This is a genomic window from Enterobacter sp. (genome assembly GCF_977039595.1).
The window spans coordinates 1-22,564 of record NZ_CDRQYH010000060.1; the positions used below are offsets into that span (position 1 = coordinate 1).

Consider the following 22,564-nt stretch of genomic DNA (forward strand, 5'->3'; position numbering starts at 1 on the left):
GCAGTAAGATATGCGGTGAGGCTTTCATCACCGCAGCCTGAACGTGGTTGAGGGCGTCGGCAAAGGCGCGCGCTTTGGCGTCGCCCTTCCCCTTCACTCTCACCGTGGTTGTGAACTGTTCTTTCATGCTTATGCGCCGTATTTTTTCTGCCACGCCTGCACCAGACGCTCGCCCAGCTCTTCTTTATCCATAAAGCCAAAGCCCAGCACGTTGCAGCCTTCGTTGATGGCGGTGACGCCCTCATCCACGGAACGCATGCCGTATTTAGCCTTGTAGCCGTATTTGGTCTGGGCGGTGATGGCACCCGCGCCGCCGCTGCCGCAAAAGGAGATGCCGAAGGTGGCGTTTTCCGCTTTCATCATGTCGCCGAGCTTCATGTCTGCCGCCATGCCCGGTACGACAACCGCGCGTCCACCTGCTTTTTCCACACCGGCAGCCACTTTCTGACCTTTACCCAGGCGATCGCCAATCACGACTGTAATCTGTTCCATGTGTTGCTCCTTAAAGGTTGTCTTTCGCGACTTCAAAGTGAACGGAGAGCAGCCAGGCTTCTTCATCAGGAAGGTTGCCAAACTGCGCGACCACTTCACGGGCAAGCCGCATTGAATCCGGTGAAATTTCGTCAAACAGCTCTGCTTCAACCTCCGGCAGCGGCTCGCCGGTCACGGACCGGTGCGCCATGGCGCGCACGTGGGAGGTGAGCATCTGCTCCTGTACCGCATTGGGGATGATGTTGTTCCGGGACAGCAGGGCATAAACCTGCTGCAGCATGGTGTTCGCGAGCTGTTCTGTTTGCTCCGCCTGTTCCCCAACGTCGTTCATTACCGCTCCGTTAATCACTGGTCTTACCCCGTTAATGGCTCTGGAATAAAACTAACGTTGGGGGGGAATTGTTTGTAGCGAGTTGTTTTCCACTTCGAAGTGGAAAGGCGAGCCGCAGCAGTGATCTGTGCCACATAAATGCGGTGAATCTGAATTAATGACGGTATTTGCGTGATGAATATCACGTATTCCAGCGGCAAAACGCGCGTCGGGGAAACGAAACGTTCAGGCGTGGTGACGCAAAAATGTGATGGCGATAGGGTTTACTTATTACCGCGTAAAAAAAACGGGGGCCGCTGGCCCCCGCTGGTTGTTTGTCAGATGCGCGATCGGTTAACGGTATTTCTTGTGATACGTGTTACGGGTCGTCACAAACTGCTCGGCTGCCGCCTGGGCTTCCTTCACTTTGCCTTCGTTAGCCAGCTTCAGCGCGCCGTCGATCTGGCCGACCAGCACGTCAAAGCCGTGGCGGTAGTCTTTCATCTCTGCACTGTCTGCCGCTTTGCTTTCCAGCTTTGGAGGCGTCGCTTTTTGTGCGTCCAGCGCCGCTTCACGCATTTTGGTCAGCGCGTCTTTCATTTCCGCCGCATTGTCGGTTTTCTGCACCACCTTCAGGTTTTGCCCGAGGATGCCCATGTCGTCTTCAAGATCGGCAGCAAACGCAGAAGAGCCAAGAACCAGCGTTGAAGCCGCGACGATCGCTAACAGATGTTTACGCATTGCTCACTTCCTTTTTTATTATTAACAAAACGCTATCTCTATTGTCCGGCGATTTTCATTTCCGGGAGTAATACAGAACCACACTGTATATTGCTGCGTGTTTCAATATCGTTACCGACAGTAACGATATTGCGCCACATGTCCTTCAGGTTGCCGGCGATGGTAATTTCGCTCACCGGATACTGGATTTCGCCGTTTTCCACCCAGAAGCCCGCCGCGCCACGCGAGTAGTCTCCGGTGATGCCGCTTACGCCCTGGCCCATCAGCTCGGTGACCACCAGACCGGTGCCCATCTCTTTCAGCATCTGCTCAAAGTTCAGGCCCTGTCCGGCAATACGCCAGTTGTGAATGCCGCCCGCGTGCCCGGTGCTTTTCAGCCCCAGCTTGCGCGCGGAGTAGTTGGTCAGCAGCCACTGGGTCAGAATGCCGTCTTTAACGATATCGCGACGTTCGGTGCGCACGCCTTCGCTGTCGAACGGCGTGGAGGCAAGCCCCTTCAGCAGATGCGGATGCTCTTCGATGGTCAGCCATTCCGGCAGGATCTGCTTGCCCAGCGAGTCGAGCAGGAAGGTCGATTTACGGTAAACGGAGCCGCCCGCGATAGCGCCCACCAGATGGCCAAACAGACCGGTCGCCACTTCGTTGGCAAAGATAACCGGCGCTTTCATGGTGGAGAGTTTACGCGGCGACAGGCGAGACAGCGTGCGTTCGGCGCACTCTTTACCCACCCACTCCGGAGACTGCAAATCCCCCAGCGCGCGGCCAATGGTGTAGGCGTAGTCGCGCTCCATGTCACCGTTCTCTTCGGCGATGACGCAGCTGGAGAGCGAGTGGCGGGTAGAGCAGTAGCCCTGCAGCATGCCGTGGCTGTTGCCGAAGACTTTGATGCCGTAGTGGCTGTTGAAGCTGCCGCCTTCGGTATTGGTGATGCGCTTATCCGCCTGCAGGGAAGCCTGCTCCGCGCGCGCGGCCAGCTCGATCGCTTCGTCCGGGGTCACTTCCGCCGGGTGGAACAGATCGAGATCCGGCGCGTCAAACGCCAGCAGATCTTTATCCGCCACGCCTGCGTAAGGATCCGGAGAGGTATAACGGGCAATATCCAGCGCCGCCTGCACCGTACGGGCAATGGCATCCGGGCTGAGATCGGTGGATGACGCGCTGCCTTTGCGATTCTGGTGATACACCGTGATCCCAAGCGCGCCATCGCTGTTGAATTCTACGTTCTCCACTTCACCATAGCGGGTACTCACGCTGATGCCGGTGGTTTTGCTGACCGCCACTTCGGCGCCATCTGATTTTTCTGAAGCAAGCATCAGCGCGGTGGAGACGGCTTCTTCAAGAATCTTACGCTGCGCTTCAACTTGTGAGGTTACTTTCATCGCAAATGCCATACTGTAAGAGAGAGTTATCTGAAGTCTAACAGAGAACCGTTTTTCAGTGCGCGTCTTAACTGGTAACATTAGCCTCTTTTTTTAAGGAGCCTGACATGACTAAGCAGCCCGAAGACTGGCTCGACGACGTTCCCGGTGATGACATCGAAGACGAAGATGATGAGATCATCTGGGTCAGTAAAAGTGAAATTAAACGTGACGCCGAAGAGTTAAAACAGCTTGGCGCGGAAATGGTAGAGCTGGGCAAAAACGCGCTGGACAAGATCCCGCTCGACCAGGATCTGCGCGATGCCATTGAACTGGCACAGAAAATCAAAAAAGAAGGCCGTCGTCGCCAGCTTCAGCTTATCGGGAAAATGCTGCGTCAGCGCGACGTCGATCCGATCCGCCAGGCGCTGGACAAGCTGAAAAACCGCCACAACCAGCAGGTTGCGCTGTTTCATAAGCTGGAGCAGATCCGCGATCGTCTGATTGAACAGGGTGATGATGCCGTGCCGGAAGTGCTGAACCTGTGGCCGGATGCCGACCGCCAGCAGCTGCGTTCCTTGATCCGCAACGCGAAGAAAGAGAAAGAAGGGAATAAGCCGCCGAAGTCCGCGCGCCTGATTTTCCAGTATCTGCGCGAGCTGTCTGAGAACGAAGAGTAATTCGTTCCCCTCACCCCTGTGGGGCGAGGGAGAAAAGAGCGTAGGCCCGGTAAGCGCGAGCGCCACCGGGCTTTTTTTTTACGCGTCGGCTGCCGCTTCCGCTTTCTTCGCCAGACCGTCCAGCAGCTTCTGATGGATCCCACCGAACCCACCGTTGCTCATCACCAGAATATGGTCGCCGGGCTGAGCGGCTTTCACCACCATATCCGCGAGCGCATCCACGTCCGCACTCCAGTGCGCAGGCTGAATGCAGGCATCGGCTACTTCAGCCACCTGCCACGGAATATGCTGCGGCTGCAGCAGGAAGACTTCATCGGCACGCCCTAACGACGGCGCCAGATCGTCTTTGCAGATGCCCATCTTCATGGTATTCGAACGCGGTTCCAGCACCGCCAGAATGCGCGCGGTACCGCCGACCTTGCCACGCAGGGCGGCAAGCGTTGCCAGAATGGCCGTTGGGTGGTGCGCGAAATCGTCATACACGGTAACGCCGTGGGCTTCACCGCGCAGTTCCAGACGGCGGCGGGCATTGATAAACGAGCCCAGCGCGTTGGCTGCATCCGCAGGCAGAACGCCGACGTGACGCGCCGCAGCAATGGCCATCAGGCCGTTGTGCATGTTGTGCTCGCCCACAAGGCCCCACTTCACCTCACCCACTTTTTCACCGTCGAGCAGCACTTCCCACTCGGAGGCATCGGCGTTGAGTTTCTTCGCCTGCCAGTGGCCCTGCTCGCCCACCAGCTCCTGCTCGCTCCAGCAGCCCATCGCCAGAGTCTGCTTCAGGTTGATATCGTTCTCCGGCAGGATGATGCGCCCCTGACCCGGAACAATGCGCACCAGATGGTGGAACTGTTTCTGAATCGCTTTCAGATCGTCAAAAATATCCGCGTGGTCGAACTCAAGGTTGTTGAGGATCAGGGTGCGCGGGCAGTAATGCACGAACTTGGAGCGCTTGTCGAAGAACGCGCAGTCGTATTCGTCGGCTTCGATCACGAAGAACGGGCTGTCACCCAGACGCGCAGAAACGTCGAAATTACCCGGTACGCCGCCGATCACGAAGCCCGGCTTATAGCCGCAGGCTTCGAGGATCCAGGTTGCCATGCCCGCGGTCGTGGTTTTGCCATGAGTACCGGCAACGGCAACCACCCAGCGTTCGCGCAGGACGAAGTCATGCAGCCACTGCGGGCCGGACATGAACGGAATATTGCGTTCCAGTACCGCCTCGACGCACGGATTGCCGCGGGTCATCGCGTTACCAACGATCACCAGGTCCGGCTCGGGATCCAGCTGGCTGGCATCGTAGCCCTGAATTAAAGAGATGCCCTGTTTTTCCAGAAGTGTGCTCATTGGCGGATACACATTGGCGTCCGAACCTGTCACTTCATGGCCCAGCGAGCGCGCCAGCATTGCCAGTCCGCCCATGAAAGTGCCACAAATCCCCAATATATGAATGCGCATACGTCACTATCCTTCTTCAATGTGGCGCACATTTTACTCACATGTTAGCGGCTGTGAAACGCATTTCAGGTAAATCCGTATGTTGCTGGCGCGATTCACCTCTGCGCTACTATTTGAATATTTGTTAAGATTGTTGGGCTTTAGTCGTTTTAGTGAACATACAATCGCTCTACTCACAAAGATGCAGGGAAAGTGTTATGAAAACGTTAGGTGAATTTATTGTCGAAAAGCAGCACGAGTTCTCTCATGCTACCGGTGAACTCACTGCTTTGCTGTCGGCAATAAAGCTGGGCGCTAAGATCATCCACCGTGATATCAACAAGGCCGGTCTGGTCGATATCCTGGGTGCCAGCGGTGCCGAGAACGTTCAGGGCGAGGTTCAACAGAAACTCGATCTGTTCGCAAATGAAAAACTGAAAGCTGCACTGCGCGCGCGCGACATCGTTGCGGGTATCGCCTCTGAAGAAGAAGATGAAATTGTTGTTTTCGAAGGGTGTGAACACGCTAAATACGTTGTTCTGATGGATCCGCTCGACGGTTCCTCAAACATCGACGTTAACGTTTCTGTCGGTACCATTTTCTCCATCTATCGCCGCGTCACGCCTGTTGGCACGCCGGTGACCGAAGAAGATTTCCTGCAGCCTGGCATTAATCAGGTTGCTGCCGGTTACGTCGTTTATGGCTCCTCCACCATGCTGGTGTATACCACCGGATGCGGGGTTCACGCCTTTACGTACGATCCTTCACTGGGCGTTTTCTGCCTGAGCCAGGAACGCATGCGCTTCCCGGAAAAGGGCAACACCTACTCCATCAACGAAGGCAACTACATCCGATTCCCGAACGGCGTGAAGAAGTACATTAAATTCTGCCAGGAAGAAGATAAAGCGACCCAGCGCCCTTACACGTCCCGCTATATTGGCTCTCTGGTCGCGGATTTCCACCGTAACCTGCTGAAAGGCGGTATCTACCTCTACCCAAGCACCGCCAGCCATCCGGACGGGAAACTGCGTCTGCTGTACGAGTGCAACCCGATGGCATTCCTCGCCGAACAGGCGGGCGGCAAGGCGAGCGACGGTAAAGAGCGTATTCTGGATATCGTGCCGGAAAGTCTTCACCAGCGCCGTTCATTCTTCGTCGGTAACAACCACATGGTTGAAGACGTTGAACGTTTTATCCGTGAGTACCCGGACGCGTAATACCTCTCTTCAGGGGAGCCGTTCTGGCTCCCCTGTCATTTATATATTTTACCGTATAAGTGTTTATAAAAAACATGCTTTAATATTCACCACTGCTCCTGCATTATTTCCATAACAGTTTGACAGATATTTCGTGGAGCAGAATCGCAATGAACAATTATTCCCGTGCTAATACCGGCATTGATTTAAATCTTATCCCTGTATTTATTGAAATCGTCCGCTGCGGTAGCATGGCAAAAGCCTCTTTGCGTCTGGAGATGTCACGCCCCGCGGTAAGTCTGGCCTTAAAGCGTTTTAATCAACTCTTTGATGAACCATTATTTTTCCGAAAAGGTTTATATCTTGAACCGACGGAAAAAGCGTTAGCCTTAACCAGCTCGCTGGAAATATTAATGGGTGAAATTCACGATAATATTGCGGCAATTAATTCCGGGGGAAATAAAACCCCGGCACAGAACGTACCGGGGTTGAGTAATATTATGCAGCGGTCTGAGTCGTCACTTTGAATGATGACATCGCTTCCATAAGCTGACGCGACTGCTCCTCAAGGGAGCGGGTCGCAGCGGAGGATTGCTGCACCAGCGCCGCATTCTGCTGCGCGGTTTCGTCCATCTGATTCACCGCAATATTCACCTGCTCAATGCCGCGGCTTTGCTCCTGGGACGCGGTCGCAATCTCACGCATCAGTTTGGTCATGCGCAGCACTTCTGTTGCGATCTCATCCATCGTTTCGCCAGCCTGCTGAGCCAGCTCGCTGCCCTCGTTAACGTGGGTCTGCGAATCACTGATAAGCGATCGGATCTCTTTCGCCGCGTCGGCGCTGCGGCTGGCAAGGTTTCGCACTTCGCCCGCGACGACGGCAAACCCACGCCCCTGCTCGCCCGCGCGCGCCGCTTCCACGGAGGCGTTAAGCGCCAGAATATTGGTCTGGAAGGCAATACCGTCGATCACGCTCAGGATGTCGGCGATGCGCGCCGAGCTGCCGGAGATATCGCGCATTTTTTCAATCACGTAGCAGACCATTTCGCTGCCGTGATCGGCCGTATCGGACACCGACTTCGCCAGCTGGTGCGCCTGCTCGGCGTTATCCGCGTTGAGTTTCACCGTCGCGGTGATTTGTTCCATGCTGGCCGCCGTCTGCTCCAGCGACGTGGCGGTGGATTCCGTACGCTCGGCAAGATCGCGGTTTCCCAGGGTCAGTTCGCGGCTGCCGGTGTCAATTTGCGAGCTGGCATCGCGTACCCGCATTACCGAGTTCATCAGCGACTGTCGCATCTCCTCTATCACCGCGTTGAGGCGGTTAAACTCCTGACTCGCGGGCTCGGCAAGCGTATGGGTTAAATCCCCCGCCGCCACGTTCTCCAGCTGAGCAATGGAGGCCGAGAGCGGCTGGAGCAGCATATGGCGCAGCACCAGCCACGCGAGCACGATAATGCCCGCCGTCAGCAGCGCTGCGACGATAATCAGGATCAGCACGCGGGTTTTACTCGACTGTACGGCACTTACTTCCGCCTGACCACGCGCTTCGCTCCATTTCTGAAACGCCTGCATATCGTTATCAAACTGTTTTGCCACCGGGATCAGCGTCTTCTCCAGCAGATCGTAATACCCGTCCGCGCTCTGGTCGTTCAGGGTTTTCAACATCGGGCTGATCCCCTGCTGGTTATATGTCGCCAGGCTGGCTGACACTTTGTCGAGCAGATGTTGCCCCTGCTCGTCAGCCACGCCGGCGTCAATCACGCCTTTCAGCGTTTTCTGGGCCAGGGCAACTTCCTGATTGATGTTTTTTACCGCTTTGGCCGCATCGTCCAGCATGCCGATTTCCATCATGCGGACGGCCTGACCCGCTTCATTGCGGGCGCGCAGGATCAGCGTATAGCCTGAATTTAGCTGCACCATCTGCTCACCCTGAAGGTGATTAATGCGCTGCAGCGAAGAAGAACTCTGTGTGAGGGCATAAATGCCAATGCCGCTGACAATCAGCAGCAGAAGGGTCATAACGGCCAGTAAAGAGAGCAAGCCGGTACGAATCGATAGCGTTTTAAGCATGATATTATTTCCGGTAGCGAGATATTTCTGGGCATAAAAAAAGAGTATCGGCCGCTACCGGAAAATGTTTAGACTTTAAGCAAATTCAGCGTGTTATCGCTCTGTTACCGATGTGTTTACGCGGGTAACAGGTGAGCTTTGACGGTTCTCCCAGAGCACCGTCAGGCCACGCTGCAGGGCAATAAAAATAAACAGCAGAATGCCGATGGCGATCTTCGTCCACCACGAGCTGAGCGTGCCGTCAAAGTTGATATAGGTTTGTATCAGTCCCTGAATCGCCACGCCGAACAGCGTCCCCAGCACCGTACCCACGCCGCCGCTAAGCAGCGTACCGCCGATGACCACAGAAGCAATCGCATCCAGCTCAACGCCAACGCCTGCAAGGGCATAGCCCGCCTGGGTATACACCGAGAAGACGATACCCGCCAGCGTCGCCAGGCCTGTCGAGAGCATATAGATGCGGATGGTAGTGCTGCGGGTCGAGATCCCCATCAGGTTTGCCGACGTAGCGTTACCGCCGATGGCGTAAACCTGATTGCCAAACCGGGTACGGTGGGCGAGGAAGATGCCGATCACCACAACGCCCAGCATCAGCAGCCCCATCGCGCTCAGGCGACCGCCGCCGGGAATTTTCCACGCCAGGCTGGAGAGCGTGTCGTACACCGGATGGTTAATGGGAATCGACTCTTCCGACACCAGATAGCTCACGCCGCGCAGGAAGAACATCCCGGCGAGGGTGATGATAAAGGCAGGAATTTTCAGCGCGTCGATCAGCAGCCCCATAAAGGCACCAAACGCGCAGCCCATCGCCAGCACCAGCGGAAACGCCACCAGCGGAGAGATCCCCCAGAAGCCGATCGCCTTCGCGAGGAACACGCCCGTAAACGCGATCACCGAGCCGACGGAGAGATCGATCCCGCCGGAGAGGATCACAAAGGTCATCCCGACGGCGATGATGCCTAAAAAGGCGTTATCGGTCAGGATATTGCAGATCACGCGCGTCGAGGCAAAGCCGGGGAATTGGGTGAGGCAGTAGAGATACCCCAGCACAAATACGCCCAGCGTGATCATCAACGGTAAATTACGTTTTATCATGGCCACGGATCCCCTTAATGATGCTGACAAAGCGCGGCGACTGGACGATCAGCACGCAGAGTACGACCACCGCTTTCACAACCTGGTTGAGTTCCGGCTGAAAACCGGAGAGCAGGATCCCGGTGTTCATGCCCTGAATGATCAGCGCGCCGATCACCGAGAGCAGCAGGTTAAAGCGCCCGCCCATCAGCGACCCGCCGCCGATGACCACAGCCAGGATTGCGTCCAGCTCCAGCCAAAGCCCGGCGTTGTTGGCATCGGCTCCGCGGATATCCGCCGCGACGATCACCCCTGCGATGGCGGCGCAGATACCGCTCAGCACGTAGGTCAGCATCACCATCAGCCGCGTGTTGACCCCGGCGTTGCGCGCGGCGCGAATGTTGATCCCAACCGCTTCAATGAACATGCCGAGCGCCGTTTTACGGGTGAAGAGCCAAAAGACAACGAGCGTGGCCAGGGCAATAATCACCGGCGTCGGGAAGAACAGAAGGTTGCCGCTACCAAGCCACGCCAGGCTCGGGGAGTTAAAGGTGACAATCTGGCCGGAGGTAATCAGCTGCGCCACCCCACGCCCGGCCACCATTAAGATAAGCGTGGCGACAAAAGGCTGAATTTTCAGCACCGCCACCAGAATGCCGTTCCATAATCCGGCCAGCACGCCGGTGCCTAAGGCCGCCAGCAGTACCACCGGCAGGCTATGCCCGGCCACGGTCATGGAGGCTGCAGTGGCCCCGGCGATAGCCATCACCGCACCGACGGAGAGATCAATCCCGCCGGTGGCAATGACCAGCGTCATCCCGATGGCCAGCAGCGCCACGGGCGCAGCACGGTTCAGGATGTCTATCGGGCTGCCAAACAGGCGACCATCCTGCACGATAATCTGGGAGAAATGCGGTGCGACAAGGCTGTCAACCAGCAGTACCACCAGCAGCGCCGCGATTTGCGGCGTGCCGGTTGGCCAGCTGAAGCGGCGCTTTGACTCACCGGTTTGCGAAAGCGAACGGGACATCACGATTCACTCCTTATGCCGCAATGGCATTCATGATCGCCGGAACGGACAGCTTATCCAGCGGGATCTCTGCCACCTGCTTGCGATCGCGCATGATAATGACGCGATCGGCATAACCTACCAGCTCCTCCAGCTCGGACGAAATGACGAGCAGGGCCAGACCGTCTGCACACAGGGTTTCGATAAGTCGGATAATTTCGGCGTGCGCCCCCACGTCAATGCCGCGGGTCGGTTCGTCGAGGATCAGGAACTGCGGTTTGGTCAGCAGCCAGCGCGACAGCAGCACCTTCTGCTGGTTGCCGCCGGAGAGGAACTCGATCGGCTGTTCCGCGCTCGGGGTGCGGATCCCGAGCTGGCGAATAAAGCGTTCGGCTATGGCATTTTGCTCTTTACGGGGGATCGGGCGCAGCCAGCCGCGCTGGGCCTGCAGCGCCAGAATGATATTCTCCCGCACCGAGGCTGCGGCAATGATACCGTCCGTTTTCCGATCTTCCGGGCAGAAGCCGACGCCCAGACAGGAGGCCTGATGCGGCGATCGCAGGGTTTGCGGTTTGCCCTTGATCAGCGCGCTGCCGCTGTCCGCGGGCTTGATCCCGAAGATCACCTCGGCGGTTTCGGTTCGGCCCGAGCCTAGCAGGCCCGCCAGCCCGACAATTTCGCCCGGCCGCACCTCAAGGTTAAACGGCGATATCACTCCTTTTTTGCCGTAATCGCTGAACGCGGCGACCGGTTTCTCGCTCAGCAGCGTGCGCCCTGCGCGCTGGAGGGCGTTGGTTTCCAGCTCACGACCCAGCATCATTTTCACCAGCTCGATCTGCGGCAGCTCGCGGGTTTCGCGGCAGCCAACAAAGCTGCCGTTGCGCAGCACCGTAATGCGATCGCTCACCTCATATACCTGATCGAGGAAGTGGGTAACGAAGATCAGGCTTACGCCCTGATCGCGCAGCTGGCGCATCAGGGTAAAGAGCATCTCCACTTCCTGGGTATCGAGGCTGGCGGTGGGTTCGTCCAGGATGAGTACCTTCGCGGAGAGATCGATCGCGCGACAAATGGCGACGATCTGCTGCATCGCCACGGAAAAGCGGTTCAGCGGCTCGCGGACGTCGAGGGAGAAGCCGTAGGATTCCATCAGCTTTGTCGCCCGCGCCTCCATCTCTTTGCGGCGCAGCAGGCCAAAGCGTCGCGGCTCACGGCCAATAAACAAATTATCCGCCACCGACATATTCGGCAGCAGGTTCACTTCCTGATAGACCGTCCCGATCCCCAGCTGTTGGGCATGGGCGGTATTTTTTGGCGAAATGGCGTTGCCTTCCAGCCAGATGGTGCCGCGGTCGGCGTGATAAACGCCGGTCAGGGATTTAATCAGCGTCGATTTTCCCGCGCCATTCTCGCCCAGCAGCGCCATGATCTCCCCACGCCGCAGGCTAAAATCAACGTTATCCAGCGCTTTTACGCCGGGGAAGAATTTGCTCAAGCCCTCTGTGCGGAGGATTTCCTGGTGTTGTTCAGTGGTCATGGTTTCCCCCTGCATCAAGCCGGATGGCGCAGCGCCACCCGGCATGTTCAGACAGGCTTAGTAGCCCATATTTTTCTTCTTCTCTAACTCTTCTTTCGCCGTGTCAGGCAGGTAGAGCGTGGATTTGGTAACCGTCACTTTCTCCGGCATCGTGCCGTCTTTCTTGAATTTCTCCAGCGCGTCGAATGCCGGGCCCGCCATGTTTGGCGTCAGCTCCACGCTGGCGTTGGCTTCGCCGTCAATCATCGCTTTGTAGATATCCGGCACGCCGTCGATAGAGCCGGTGAGGATATCTTTGCCCGGCTTCAGGCCTGCTTCTTTAATTGCCTGAATCGCGCCGATTACCATGTCATCGTTGTGGGCGTAAACCATGCAGATATTCTTGCCGTTGTTTTCAGCCTTAATGAAGCTTTCCATGACCTCTTTACCTTTACTACGGGTAAAGTCGCCGGACTGAGAGCGGATGATCTTGATGTTTGGCGCTTTCGCGATGGCTTCAGCAAAGCCTTTTTTACGGTCGATGGCCACGCTCGCGCCGACGGTGCCCTGCAGCTCAACGACGTTACACGGCTTGCCGTCGACCTGTTTCACCAGCCAGTCGCCAATCAACTGCCCTTCAAGCACGTTGTTAGCGGTGACGGTTGTCATATAAAGGGATTTGTCTTTGACGTCGATGGAACGGTCGAGCAGGAAGACCGGGATCTCAGCGTCTTTCGCTTCCTTCAGGACGGGTTCCCAGCCGGTTGCCACGACGGGTGCAATAAAGATGGCATCCACGCCCTGGGCGATAAAGGAGCGCACGGCTTTGATCTGATTCTCTTGTTTTTGCTGACCATCGGCGATTTTCAGGGTAATGCCGCGTTTCTGAGCCTCGCTTTTCGCCACGTTGGTTTCTGCCGCTCGCCAGCCAGATTCAGAGCCGACCTGCGAAAAACCTACGGTTAAGGGAGCGGCCATCGCCATAGACGACATGGCTGCCGAAACTGCTGTGACCAGGAGTAAGCGCTTCCACATATGAACGTCCTCGTAGGGTGAGTTATTGTTGGTTAAAAGATGTTCTGCGGAATGACTATAGCCCATGAAATATGTAACGAATTGCGTTACATCACACTTCAGAAAAGTGAATAAAACGTTAATCACAAGTTTGTAATCGCTTTCATTTCTCCATGAAAAATGCGGCTGAGTTTATGGATTTTTCTGTCATGGAATCGGTCTGAAAAGTGGGAAGAACGTGGAGAGAAGGCGAAAACAGGCGGAGACATTCAGCGCGAGTTGGCTATAATACCTGCCACTTGTTTACCATCCATTTTAAAGGACACCGACATGAGCTTACTCAACGTCCCAGCGGGTAAAGAACTGCCAGAAGACATCTACGTAGTTATCGAAATCCCGGCTAACGCAGATCCGATCAAATACGAAGTGGACAAAGAGAGCGGCGCCCTGTTCGTAGACCGTTTCATGTCTACCGCGATGTTCTATCCGTGCAACTACGGTTACATCAACCATACCCTGTCTCTGGACGGTGACCCGGTTGACGTGCTGGTCCCAACGCCATACCCACTGGAGCCAGGCTCCGTCATTCGCTGCCGTCCAGTTGGCGTGCTGAAAATGACCGACGAATCCGGTGAAGATGCGAAGCTGGTTGCGGTACCGCACACCAAGCTGAGCAAAGAGTACGATCACATCAAAGATGTGAACGACCTGCCAGAGCTGCTGAAAGCGCAGATCACTCACTTCTTCGAGCACTACAAAGACCTCGAAAAAGGCAAGTGGGTTAAAGTTGACGGCTGGGACAACGCAGAAGCAGCGAAAGCGGAAATCATCTCCTCTTTCGAACGCGCTGCTAAGAAGTAATTCTTACCGCTGTTAATGAAGGCCCCGCACGTCGGGGCTTTTTTTGTGGCGGGCGCGCAGCTGGGCCTACAGTGAACATGTAGGCCGGGTAAGCGTAGCGCCACCCGGCAAGAGGCGTAAAAAAACAACGCCACCTCACGGTGGCGCTGTTTTTTTCAGTACTGGTCTCTGTCTAACCAGTTACCGCTTACAATCCGCGTTAACCCTTCGACCGGACGCTGGTAGACATACATCCACGCGCTTCCGTACGGCGTCTGGATCAACTGGCGTGCGTATTCACCGCCCCTGGTGCGCAAGGCATCAAGTTCGGCAAGTGTCGCGTTATCAATACGATAAACTTCACCCTGTACTGTTCCTTCGCCCGGAACCGCGCCTGGATAGTGGCCCAGGCTGTACAACTGGTAGTTCTCGATATCGTAATTCCCCAGTAGCTGGGCATTGGTCATCCAGTGACTGTTGCCTTGCCTGGTTCGTAAACTGCCGTAGACAAATATTCGCATTGCTAAAACTCAAACTGATAGAGCAGATCAAGTGCCTGGTCTACGCCGGACACTGCTTCCAGATATAGCTTAGGCATCAGGCGATAGCGTAACGTGAGTGTTGCCAGTGAGTCAAAGATCCCCACACCATATTTTACCTGCAGACCCGGCAGTACATAGCCGCTGACCACCACCTGCGAGGAGTCACCCACGCCCTGGGTGTCCAGCGCCAGATTGCTTACGCCGAACGTCTCGCCGATTTTACCCACAACCTGCCCACTTTGTGCAACCCCCAGACCCACTAACATCGAGGTCATCGCCGCGCTGTCGCTCTGACCGCTGTCCAGACCTTGTCCACGCAGCAGATAAGAGAGGGCTTCCTGCTGCGACATCGCCGGGTCAGAGAAGATCTCCGCCTTCGGTTCGTCGGCGGAACCGGTAACGCGTACGCCAGCAATAACGTCGTTTTCCGTCGCTTCAGGGTTACGAATCGCTTCGATGTTCAACAGAGGCTGATCCGGTGGACCGGAGAATAGCAGCTCGCCTTTACGGACGATCAGATCCTGACCATACGCATGGAAACGCCCTTCAGGAATATTAATTTGCCCGTTCAGGCCAAGCCCTTGTTTATCCTGCGCCACCTTCAGGTCGCCCGTGAGCCTCGCCTTCAGCCCAAACGCATTCAACCGCACGTTATTCCCCACGTGCACGATAAGATTACTATTAATCGGTATGCCCGCGCTCTTCTGTTCGACAGGTTTCAGATTTTCATTGAGCATAACTTCATCACTTGAGACGCCGACCGCGCTTTCCGGCACGTCGTGAACCACGATGCGCGCCCACGGCACGTCGACGCGTCCGTCAAGCGTGAAGAGGCTTGGCGTGGCTTCAAAGACCACATCAGGCGAGACGTCCAGGCGTACCATTGGCGGTACGGTGATGCGCACCTTGCTGCCTTTCGCGGCAATACGCGCGCGCCAGTTATCGAGCTGGCTCCAGTCCGCGTCGCCGCTCAGGTTGATTTGCCCTTGCTGCGTCAGTACCGAGCCGCTCAGCGTCGAGCTCATGCCGTTGAAGTTCATCGCGATCTGGCTGGGCTGCATGTCAAACGGCATAAAGTTGCCGTCAATATCCACGCCGCTAAGCCGCATCTGACCGAACAGCTGTGGGCTTTGCGCGTTGCCGGCCAGGCGCAGGTTAGCGTTCAGCATGCCCTCGGCTTTTTCCCCGCGGGCGAAAATCGGGTTCACCATCGCCAGGTTGAAGTTACGGATGTTGACGTTACCGCCCAGATTACGCCGTCCCTGCGGATCGGTAATCTGGACCTGCCCATCCAACTGGCCGTTGTTGGTCAGGCGGATTGTCCACCCCAGCTGTGCGCGATTGTTATGCAGATCGGCACTCAGGTTCAGAGTATCGAACGCCACTGGAAGGGGCGCGTTGTTGACCTCCTGCGTCACCTTCACGTTACGCCCGGACAGCGTGACGCTACCCTGCGGCAGCCCCTCTTTGGTGGTATCCCAGGCGACATCGGCTTTTCCGCTGAAGACGCCGCTCGCCTGAGTTGTATCCGGCATAAACGGCTTCAGCATCGCCAGATCGAAGCGGTTGAGGTTGATCTGCGCCCGCCCTTCCGCGCCCGCATCGATGGTCTGCGGCACGCACAGCTCCGCATTCGGGTTGGTCCAGCAGTGTGGTCCAATGCTGATCTTCTGCTCAGCGTTGCGGTAGTCCAGGGCGATGGAGCGCGAGAGCGCCAGCGGCCCGACCGGCGTATTGAAACGGGTGTTATCCAGCGTACCTTTCCAGCGCTCCTCTTTGCGGTCGAAGCTGCCGGTGAGGTGAAGCTGGCCGGAGACCGGCTCGCCCTGCACGCGCAGCTGGAGATCGTGCAGCTTCTCGTTCCCTTTGGCATCCAGGGTGACCAGGCTGATGTTCACGTCCGGCTGAGAAATGCGCTCCACGCGCAGGTTCAGGTTACCGCCGATCTGATCGGTGGATTTCACATCCCCTTCAACGCGAACGCGGGCAACGCTCAGTTCCTGCCAGCGCAGGTTATTGGCGGTAATGTCCGCCAGCAGCTGCGGCGCGTCTACCGTGCCGCGCACCTTCACGAGTCCTTTCGCCGTGCCGCCAAGCCCCGGCAGGGCGTTATCCAGATTCGGCGCGTCGATGGTGGCGTCCAGATTGAGATCTTTCACCCCCAGCTCGCCTTTGATATCCGCCGTGTTGCGGCCCAGCGCCACGTGCAGCCCTGGGATAACCCACTGCAGATAGCTGTTGCCTTTCACCGAGCCTTCAACGTTAACCTTGTTCTGCTTCACGTTCCCCGTGAGCTTAATTTCCGGCACGTCCATCTGCCACGTACCGCCGTACAGGCTGCCGCGGGTTTTGATCAGGCCATCCAGTTTTGACGGCCAGTCCGGCACCTCTTTGGCGGTATTAATGCCCGTCAGCTTCAGCTCTCCGCGCCAGCTGATCGCCTGCTGCCAGTCGAGCAGCGCGGTCAGCTCGGTTTTGCCTTCAAGCGCCGCGACGGTCAGCTTGTCGAGGTTGACCTGCTGTTCGTTGCCCTTCGCATCCAGCGTAATGTTCGCGGGCGGCACGCCCTGTCCCTTCACCGCGGTGCGGAACGAGAGCGTGTAGTCGGTCATCTTGCCGCTCAGCTTCAGCTTCAGGTCATCGGCCTGGAACTGCTTTTCGCCGGTGAATGGCCAGGAAAGCTGCTTGCTGACCACCTCAAGATTGAGCGGCAGCCCGGCTTCCGCCAGCTGGGTTTGCGCGCGCAGGACCATGTCCACCGGGCCGGAGAGATTGACCCCGACGTCCAGCTTGTCGCGCAGCGCTCCACCCACTTTAACCTTCACCTTTTCGCCTTTCAGCGGATCGATGTTGAGGGCACTGTTAAGCGTGATGTCCACCGGCCAGTTATCGCGCAGCAGGGCAGTCCCTGACGCATTCACCGATCCCTGGTTAGTGTCGATATCCAGCGCGTCGAGCTTCATGTTGCCGTCAATGCTGCTGACCTTCAGCAGCATGTTATAGACCGTCAGGTCGGTATCGCCCGTCAGACGCAGTTGTTCGCCTTTGAATTCCTCAATGTTTAGGTTCAGCGGCAGATGAACGTCGGTCATTTCCGGCAACACTGGCTTCGAGAAGAGGTCTTTCAGCGTTTCGCCCAGCGGCTTCTCTTCCGGCTGCGGGTTCTGGATCTTCGGCTCGACGATCTCTTCCTGCGCCACGTCGGCCACTTTCGGCAGCGCGATCAATAAGCCCTGCAGGGACGTTGGCGTCAGGGTGAGGTTTTTCTCCTGCCAGCGCAGGCCGGAGGTGAAATCCATCACGGACACGGTGGTGTCGTCGATTTTGATATTGACGTTATCGAGCGCCACCCGATAGAGCGCGATCGGGTAAGGCGTGGAGAGATTCAGCGGGCCGCTGTCCTCTTCCTCGACCGGCGCAGACTTCGGCATTTTTTTCGAATCTATCGCCACGTTAACGTCTTTAAGCGACAGGTCGTTGACGCAGAGCTTACTGTCACGCAGACAGCCCAGCTTCACCGCGAGATGAAACTCCCCGGCGTTCACCGCCACGCCCGGCTGCTCGTAGCGGATATTCTTCAGACGCAGATCGCGCCAGCCGCCCGTCACCTGACCAATCTCCAGCCCCGGCACCCAGCGGTTCGCGGCGTTAAACAGCAAATGCAGCCCGGTTGTCGTTCCTACCAGAAACGCCACCGTACCGAGCAGCAGCACGATAAAAATCAGTACCCCGAGGCTTATTTTCTTCCACAAACTCATAATTCAGGCCCCAGACCGATGTAAAACTGTAATCCGTGTTCATCTTTGTCGCCGACAGGCACGGCGAAGTCGAGCTTGATGGGTCCGACTGGCGACTGCCAGCGTACGCCCACGCCCGCGCCGGTTTTAAAGTCGCTGCGGCGGATATCGTTCACCGCTTCACCGCCGTCAACAAACATGGCGCCCCACCACTTTCCGCTGACGTTGTACTGATACTCCAGCGATCCCGTCGCCAGTTTTGACGCACCGGTTAGCTGGCCCTTTTCGTTCTCAGGTGAGATCGATTTGTACTTATATCCACGAATGCTGCGGTCGCCCCCGGCGAAGAAGCGCAGATCCGGCGGAACGCGCTCGAAGTCTCCGGTTTCAATCCAGCCGAGATTGCCGCGCATCACAAAGCGGTGTTTGTCATACAGCGTGCGGATCCAGACGTTTTGCGCCTGCAGGACGGAGAAGTCCACGTCGGAGCCCCAGGCGGAGTTGGAATAATCGATCGAGTAGCGCTGTGAGTCGCCCCAGGTCGGCATCAGGCCCCCACGCGAGCGGGTGCGGCTGATCATCACGCCCGGATAAAGCAGCATGGTGGTATTGGTGACGTTGGCCTGGGTAAAGTGGTCCAGGCTCCAGCGCAGGTTAATGGCGCGCTGCCAGCCGCTGGAGAGATCCCAGAAGCGGGAGACCGCAAGCGTCGTAGAGTCCTGCTTGGTGTCGTTTAAATCGGTGCGCTTAAAACCGCCCTGCAGAAGGTAATATTGCTCAAGCGGATTTTTCAGCAGCGGCATTTTGTAGCTGAAATCCAGCTGCTGCTCGGGCGCAGAGAGGCTCAGGCTGGTGGTCAGGCTGTGGCCGTACGAGTTCATCCACGGTTTTTTCCACGAGGTTTTCACGCGTGGTCCGACAACCGTCGAGTAGCCAACACCGGTCTCAATGGTGTTCTCGGTGCGCGGCGAGACAACGCCATGCAGCGGCAACACCTTGGTTTTGCGAGACTTCTCAAATTCCGGTGCGACAACTACGGAGTTAAACCAGCCGGTAGCGGAGAGGCGTCGGTTCAGCTCTCCGAGATCGCTCGACTGGTAGTAATCCCCTTTTTTGAAAGGCACGAGGTTTTGCAGGTACTCTTCGCGAATTTGTGAACCTTCAAACGTCACGTCGCCAAAGCGGTAGCGCTCTCCACTGTCGTAGTCGATATCCCAGAAGGCCTGACGTCTCTCCAGCGCAATGCCCAGCTGGCTTTTATTGAACTGGCTGTCAAAGTAGCCCTTACGCAGGGAAACATTCGTCAGCTCTTTTTTGAAATGGTCGTAGTCACCGTGGTTAAGCACGGTACCGATTTTCGGCCGCGTGCTGAGCAGGTCCAGATAATCCCGGTCGGTACGCGCCCCGCCGCGCAGGATGACGTTCGTACCGCCAATCAGTACCGGCTCACCCGGCGAAACGCGGGCAATAAGGACCTGGCGCCCCTTCTTTGGCGGCGGACGGAGGTCAAAATCAATGGTGGGTTCGTAATACCCCAGCGCTTTCAGCCCTTCACGGATCGCATCATCTACGCGCGCGCGAAAACGCCGGTCCGGCGTCACCTCATCACTCTGGATGGTCGACAACTGCGCACGCACGTTTTTTTGTAGCGCCCCGGATAACCCCTCAACCTGCAAACGGACATTCGCCGCGCTGGCAATCCCGCTTGTCAGCAACACACTGACTAAACATAACTGGCGGATTTTTGTCACGTTTTCTCCTGAATATCCCTGTTTCCACCCTGGAAGCAAATGAAGTGCCGCTCCGCGGCAAAATACGGCCTGTGGCCAAAAACCCGAATCGCGGGTTGAAAATGGGTGTAACACCCAAATATTTCTTATGATTAAATCTAGACTGATTCAGCGCATTTATTGTGTTCAATTAAACGCTTCGTGACAACCTTAACTGAAACATCGCACCCCGGGAGGCCCCATCGTGAGTTTATTCGACAAAAAGCATCTGGTTTCACAAGCTGATGCATTACCGGGACGCAACACCCCTATGCCTGTGGCGACCTTACACGCCGTCAATAACCATTCCATGACCAACGTGCCGGAGGGAATGGAAATCGCCCTGTTCGCCATGGGCTGTTTCTGGGGCGTTGAGCGCCTCTTCTGGCAACTCCCCGGCGTTTACAGCACGGCGGCTGGCTATACGGGCGGTTACACGCCGAATCCTACCTATCGCGAAGTCTGCTCCGGCGAAACCGGGCATGCGGAAGCGGTGCGCGTGGTCTATGACCCTGCGGTAATCAGCTACGAACAGCTGCTGCAGGTCTTCTGGGAGAACCACGACCCGGCGCAGGGCATGCGTCAGGGCAACGACCACGGCACACAGTATCGCTCGGCCATTTATCCGCTCACGCCGGAGCAGGATGCCGCCGCGCGCGCCAGCCTTGAGCGTTTCCAGCAGGCCATGCGTGAAGCGGGCGACACGCGCGAGGTAACGACGGAAATCACAACCGCGAAACCATTCTACTATGCGGAAGACGATCACCAGCAGTATCTGCATAAAAACCCGTACGGCTATTGCGGTATCGGGGGCATCGGCGTCTGCCTGCCGCCACAGCTGGCCTGATTTCCGTTCCAGCGCCACGCGAGCAGCGTGGCGCACACGGCAGCGACAGCGTTGTCTCATAACCTAACCACCACGCGTTGGCCGCTCCCTCCGGCTATCTTCGTCAAAATGTGACCTCTGGCAGATTTACATCTCTTTACGCTATACTACCCGCTGAAATAATCGGCTCAACGCTACGAGCTGGTGTTCAATGTGTTTTCACACAAATGGTATCAACTCCCCTTCTGAGGATCTGGCGAGAAGCCGGATAAACTATGTTAAACAGCCATTTTGAATCCACTTTACTGGGGCAGTATGTCAGTGTTGGTGCGGGTTTGATGAGAATTACTGGAACTCTTTAAATTAATAAATGAGATAGAATAAGTAAAGCCATAAAGAAAAAGTATTCATCAAAGGAATGTAATTTAAGCAAGAAACTTTTAAACCCCTCTTGACTGTATATTAATACAGTACCTATACTATGTGCAAGAAATCGACAACGAAAAGTTGGTATGATAAATTTTATCCATGATAACAAGAAGGTATTGTGGATATGTTACTACCAATACGAGTACATAAAAGATTTCTGGATTTATTTAAAACTGTACATATAGATTCTTCTCCACAGCAATCAACTTTAAATGTACATATTTTGAATATTGAGAGCAATCAATTCATATATTCAAAATTAGTTGAGGAATTAAGGGAATTAATAATAAGCTACGTACACTCTAATAGACGGATTGAGGAGTTTAATAAAAACTATCCTTCTTATAGTCCTAAGCCTTTCTTTGAAGCAATACAAAAATTTCGTAGTTACAATTCAAATGAAGGTGAATTAGGAGAACTTCTTTTATATGCTTTTCTTGAAGCGGGACTGAATGCTCCAAAATTACTATCTAAAATGGAACTGAAAACAGACTCTAACGACTACATCAAAGGTTCGGATGGCGTGCATCTATTAGAAACAGGTGATAGTTTCCAATTAATATTTGGAGAGTCTAAACTATATGCAGATCTTTTAGAGGGAGCCAGAGAGGCATTTGATTCAATTGTTGATTTTAAAGCCAATGGAATGGGGTATGAAAGAGGATTAATTGATACACATGTTATAAATGAAATGGTTTCGGAAGACGGTTATGAAAAAATAAAATCCATCCTGCTTCCATCAGGCAATGACGGACCTGACCTTGATTTATCATTTGGCATTTTCCTCGGATTCGAATTACCGGTTGATAGCTCCATACTATCAATGAAGAACAAAGAATTTAGAGAGTGGGTAAATGAGTCAGTTAAAGAACATGCCTCACGAGCTGTTAAGACAATACAAAGAAAAATTAAAAACAACAACCTGTTTGGACATGAGTTTCATATATATATAGTTCCCTTTACAAATATAGAAACAACTCGTAAGCAGTTAATTAAAGATATGCTAACCATCGAGGGAAACCTATGAATGAATTACACTCAAGTAAGAATGTTCATTTAGCGGCTCGCCTTGCAGAAGATGCTTTTGAAAGTCCTTACTTCAAAGAAACATACAAATATATAAGAACTCTGTACGACGAGACATTATTTGACTGGCTCTCAAAAAGAAAGTTAGAGAAAACAGACGATATTAAAATCGCACATGCTTTACGTTTTGCGGATATATTATCTCACTCATCTAAAGAAAAATATAGAACATATGCTTTCGAAATCATAAGCAAAATAGCAACATTCAAAAAAACGATCCTTATTTTAAATTTGTAGGTTTGGCCGTAATTAATAGAATTGGGATATATGCGGCGGAAAAACTAATATCTGAAGGAGTAACATTACCGTTAGACAGAGAAATAGATACTATAGTTAAGAAATCAGTGCAAAAAACTGATGAAGATGGCATATATTTTACAGACAGGCAGTATGAGTTATATCAATTATTAAATAGCAGTAGAACAATTAGTTTTGCTG

22 protein-coding genes are annotated in these 22,564 nt (G+C 55.0%); 8 read left to right on the top strand and 14 right to left on the bottom strand.

Annotation, left to right across the window (positions count from 1 at the left end):
* From ACWYRJ_RS16175 to pmbA, 5 genes are all read right to left on the bottom strand, one after another.
* The coding region (locus ACWYRJ_RS16175; protein ID WP_455508271.1) for a DUF4312 family protein at positions 1-127 on the bottom strand (127 nt) is incomplete at its 3' end.
* A gap of 2 nt (positions 128-129) precedes the next feature.
* Positions 130-492 carry an SFCGS family glycine-rich protein gene (locus tag ACWYRJ_RS16180; RefSeq protein WP_237424412.1) on the bottom strand — a complete coding sequence of 121 codons (363 nt, stop codon included), beginning with the start codon at positions 490-492 and terminating at the stop codon, positions 130-132.
* Between the two features lie 10 nt (positions 493-502).
* Complete coding sequence (locus tag ACWYRJ_RS16185; RefSeq protein WP_115876605.1) at positions 503-841, bottom strand: glycine dehydrogenase; 339 nt, start codon at positions 839-841, stop codon at positions 503-505.
* Positions 842-1,156: 315 nt separating this feature from the next.
* Positions 1,157-1,543: a cytochrome b562 gene (gene cybC, locus ACWYRJ_RS16190; protein ID WP_008501412.1), complete on the bottom strand. Its 387-nt coding sequence runs from the start codon at positions 1,541-1,543 to the stop codon at positions 1,157-1,159.
* Between the two features lie 38 nt (positions 1,544-1,581).
* Positions 1,582-2,934 carry a metalloprotease PmbA gene (gene pmbA, locus ACWYRJ_RS16195; protein ID WP_008501413.1) on the bottom strand — a complete coding sequence of 451 codons (1,353 nt, stop codon included), beginning with the start codon at positions 2,932-2,934 and terminating at the stop codon, positions 1,582-1,584.
* Between the two features lie 95 nt (positions 2,935-3,029).
* Between pmbA and yjgA the strand changes: the two genes are divergently transcribed.
* Positions 3,030-3,581 (top strand): ribosome biogenesis factor YjgA, encoded by a 552-nt coding sequence (gene yjgA / locus ACWYRJ_RS16200; protein WP_008501414.1) that lies wholly within the window; start codon positions 3,030-3,032, stop codon positions 3,579-3,581.
* A 78-nt stretch (positions 3,582-3,659) separates the two neighbouring features.
* Here yjgA and mpl read toward each other — a convergent pair whose 3' ends face one another.
* Positions 3,660-5,039: a UDP-N-acetylmuramate:L-alanyl-gamma-D-glutamyl-meso-diaminopimelate ligase gene (gene mpl / locus ACWYRJ_RS16205; RefSeq protein WP_455508264.1), complete on the bottom strand. Its 1,380-nt coding sequence runs from the start codon at positions 5,037-5,039 to the stop codon at positions 3,660-3,662.
* A gap of 197 nt (positions 5,040-5,236) precedes the next feature.
* On the opposite strand from mpl, the gene fbp reads away from it, so the two are divergent.
* Both fbp and ACWYRJ_RS16215 read left to right on the top strand, forming a co-directional pair.
* Positions 5,237-6,235 carry a class 1 fructose-bisphosphatase gene (fbp, locus tag ACWYRJ_RS16210; RefSeq protein ID WP_023310178.1) on the top strand — a complete coding sequence of 333 codons (999 nt, stop codon included), beginning with the start codon at positions 5,237-5,239 and terminating at the stop codon, positions 6,233-6,235.
* Positions 6,236-6,384: 149 nt separating this feature from the next.
* The gene (locus tag ACWYRJ_RS16215; protein WP_455508265.1) at positions 6,385-6,741 is read left to right on the top strand and encodes a helix-turn-helix domain-containing protein; all 357 of its coding nucleotides are present in this window, start codon (positions 6,385-6,387) and stop codon (positions 6,739-6,741) included.
* On the opposite strand, the gene ACWYRJ_RS16220 is transcribed toward ACWYRJ_RS16215, so the two are convergent.
* The 5 genes from ACWYRJ_RS16220 to ytfQ form a co-directional block, all read right to left on the bottom strand.
* Complete coding sequence (locus ACWYRJ_RS16220; protein ID WP_149367320.1) at positions 6,713-8,284, bottom strand: methyl-accepting chemotaxis protein; 1,572 nt, start codon at positions 8,282-8,284, stop codon at positions 6,713-6,715. The two genes, ACWYRJ_RS16215 and ACWYRJ_RS16220, sit on opposite strands and share 29 nt — an antisense overlap.
* Before the next feature lie 93 nt (positions 8,285-8,377).
* Complete coding sequence (gene yjfF / locus ACWYRJ_RS16225; RefSeq protein WP_023293434.1) at positions 8,378-9,379, bottom strand: galactofuranose ABC transporter, permease protein YjfF; 1,002 nt, start codon at positions 9,377-9,379, stop codon at positions 8,378-8,380.
* A complete protein-coding gene (ytfT, locus tag ACWYRJ_RS16230) occupies positions 9,366-10,391 on the bottom strand; it encodes a galactofuranose ABC transporter, ATP-binding protein YtfT (protein WP_455508266.1) in 1,026 nt (341 codons plus the stop codon). The genes yjfF and ytfT overlap by 14 nt, the downstream gene beginning before the upstream one ends.
* Before the next feature lie 10 nt (positions 10,392-10,401).
* On the bottom strand, positions 10,402-11,904 hold the full coding sequence (gene ytfR / locus ACWYRJ_RS16235; RefSeq protein WP_008501421.1) for a galactofuranose ABC transporter, ATP-binding protein YtfR: 1,503 nt from the start codon (positions 11,902-11,904) through the stop codon (positions 10,402-10,404).
* A gap of 57 nt (positions 11,905-11,961) precedes the next feature.
* Positions 11,962-12,918 carry a galactofuranose ABC transporter substrate-binding protein YtfQ gene (ytfQ, locus tag ACWYRJ_RS16240; protein ID WP_014882271.1) on the bottom strand — a complete coding sequence of 319 codons (957 nt, stop codon included), beginning with the start codon at positions 12,916-12,918 and terminating at the stop codon, positions 11,962-11,964.
* A gap of 309 nt (positions 12,919-13,227) precedes the next feature.
* On the opposite strand from ytfQ, the gene ppa reads away from it, so the two are divergent.
* Positions 13,228-13,758 carry an inorganic diphosphatase gene (ppa, locus tag ACWYRJ_RS16245; RefSeq protein ID WP_111965368.1) on the top strand — a complete coding sequence of 177 codons (531 nt, stop codon included), beginning with the start codon at positions 13,228-13,230 and terminating at the stop codon, positions 13,756-13,758.
* 155 nt (positions 13,759-13,913) lie between these two features.
* Here ppa and ACWYRJ_RS16250 read toward each other — a convergent pair whose 3' ends face one another.
* From ACWYRJ_RS16250 to tamA, 3 genes are read right to left on the bottom strand one after another with little or no spacing between them, the layout of a single operon-like run.
* Entirely contained in the window at positions 13,914-14,258 is a 345-nt protein-coding gene (locus ACWYRJ_RS16250; RefSeq protein ID WP_111965369.1) for a gamma-glutamylcyclotransferase family protein, read from the bottom strand.
* Between the two features lie 2 nt (positions 14,259-14,260).
* Positions 14,261-18,037 (bottom strand): autotransporter assembly complex protein TamB, encoded by a 3,777-nt coding sequence (gene tamB, locus ACWYRJ_RS16255; RefSeq protein WP_455508267.1) that lies wholly within the window; start codon positions 18,035-18,037, stop codon positions 14,261-14,263.
* Complete coding sequence (gene tamA / locus ACWYRJ_RS16260) at positions 18,034-19,767, bottom strand: autotransporter assembly complex protein TamA (RefSeq protein ID WP_455508268.1); 1,734 nt, start codon at positions 19,765-19,767, stop codon at positions 18,034-18,036. The genes tamB and tamA overlap by 4 nt, the downstream gene beginning before the upstream one ends.
* 223 nt (positions 19,768-19,990) lie before the next feature.
* Here tamA and msrA point away from each other — a divergent pair, with 223 nt between their 5' ends.
* From msrA to ACWYRJ_RS16280, 4 genes are all read left to right on the top strand, one after another.
* A complete protein-coding gene (gene msrA, locus ACWYRJ_RS16265) occupies positions 19,991-20,632 on the top strand; it encodes a peptide-methionine (S)-S-oxide reductase MsrA (protein WP_023310171.1) in 642 nt (213 codons plus the stop codon).
* A gap of 532 nt (positions 20,633-21,164) precedes the next feature.
* On the top strand, positions 21,165-22,067 hold the full coding sequence (locus ACWYRJ_RS16270) for a HamA C-terminal domain-containing protein (RefSeq protein WP_455508272.1): 903 nt from the start codon (positions 21,165-21,167) through the stop codon (positions 22,065-22,067).
* Positions 22,064-22,363, top strand: coding sequence for a hypothetical protein (locus tag ACWYRJ_RS16275; protein ID WP_455508269.1), 300 nt, complete (start codon positions 22,064-22,066; stop codon positions 22,361-22,363). Before ACWYRJ_RS16270 ends, ACWYRJ_RS16275 begins: the two co-directional genes overlap by 4 nt.
* Positions 22,364-22,365: 2 nt before the next feature.
* On the top strand, positions 22,366-22,564 hold a 199-nt coding region (locus ACWYRJ_RS16280; protein WP_455508270.1), incomplete at its 3' end, for a hypothetical protein.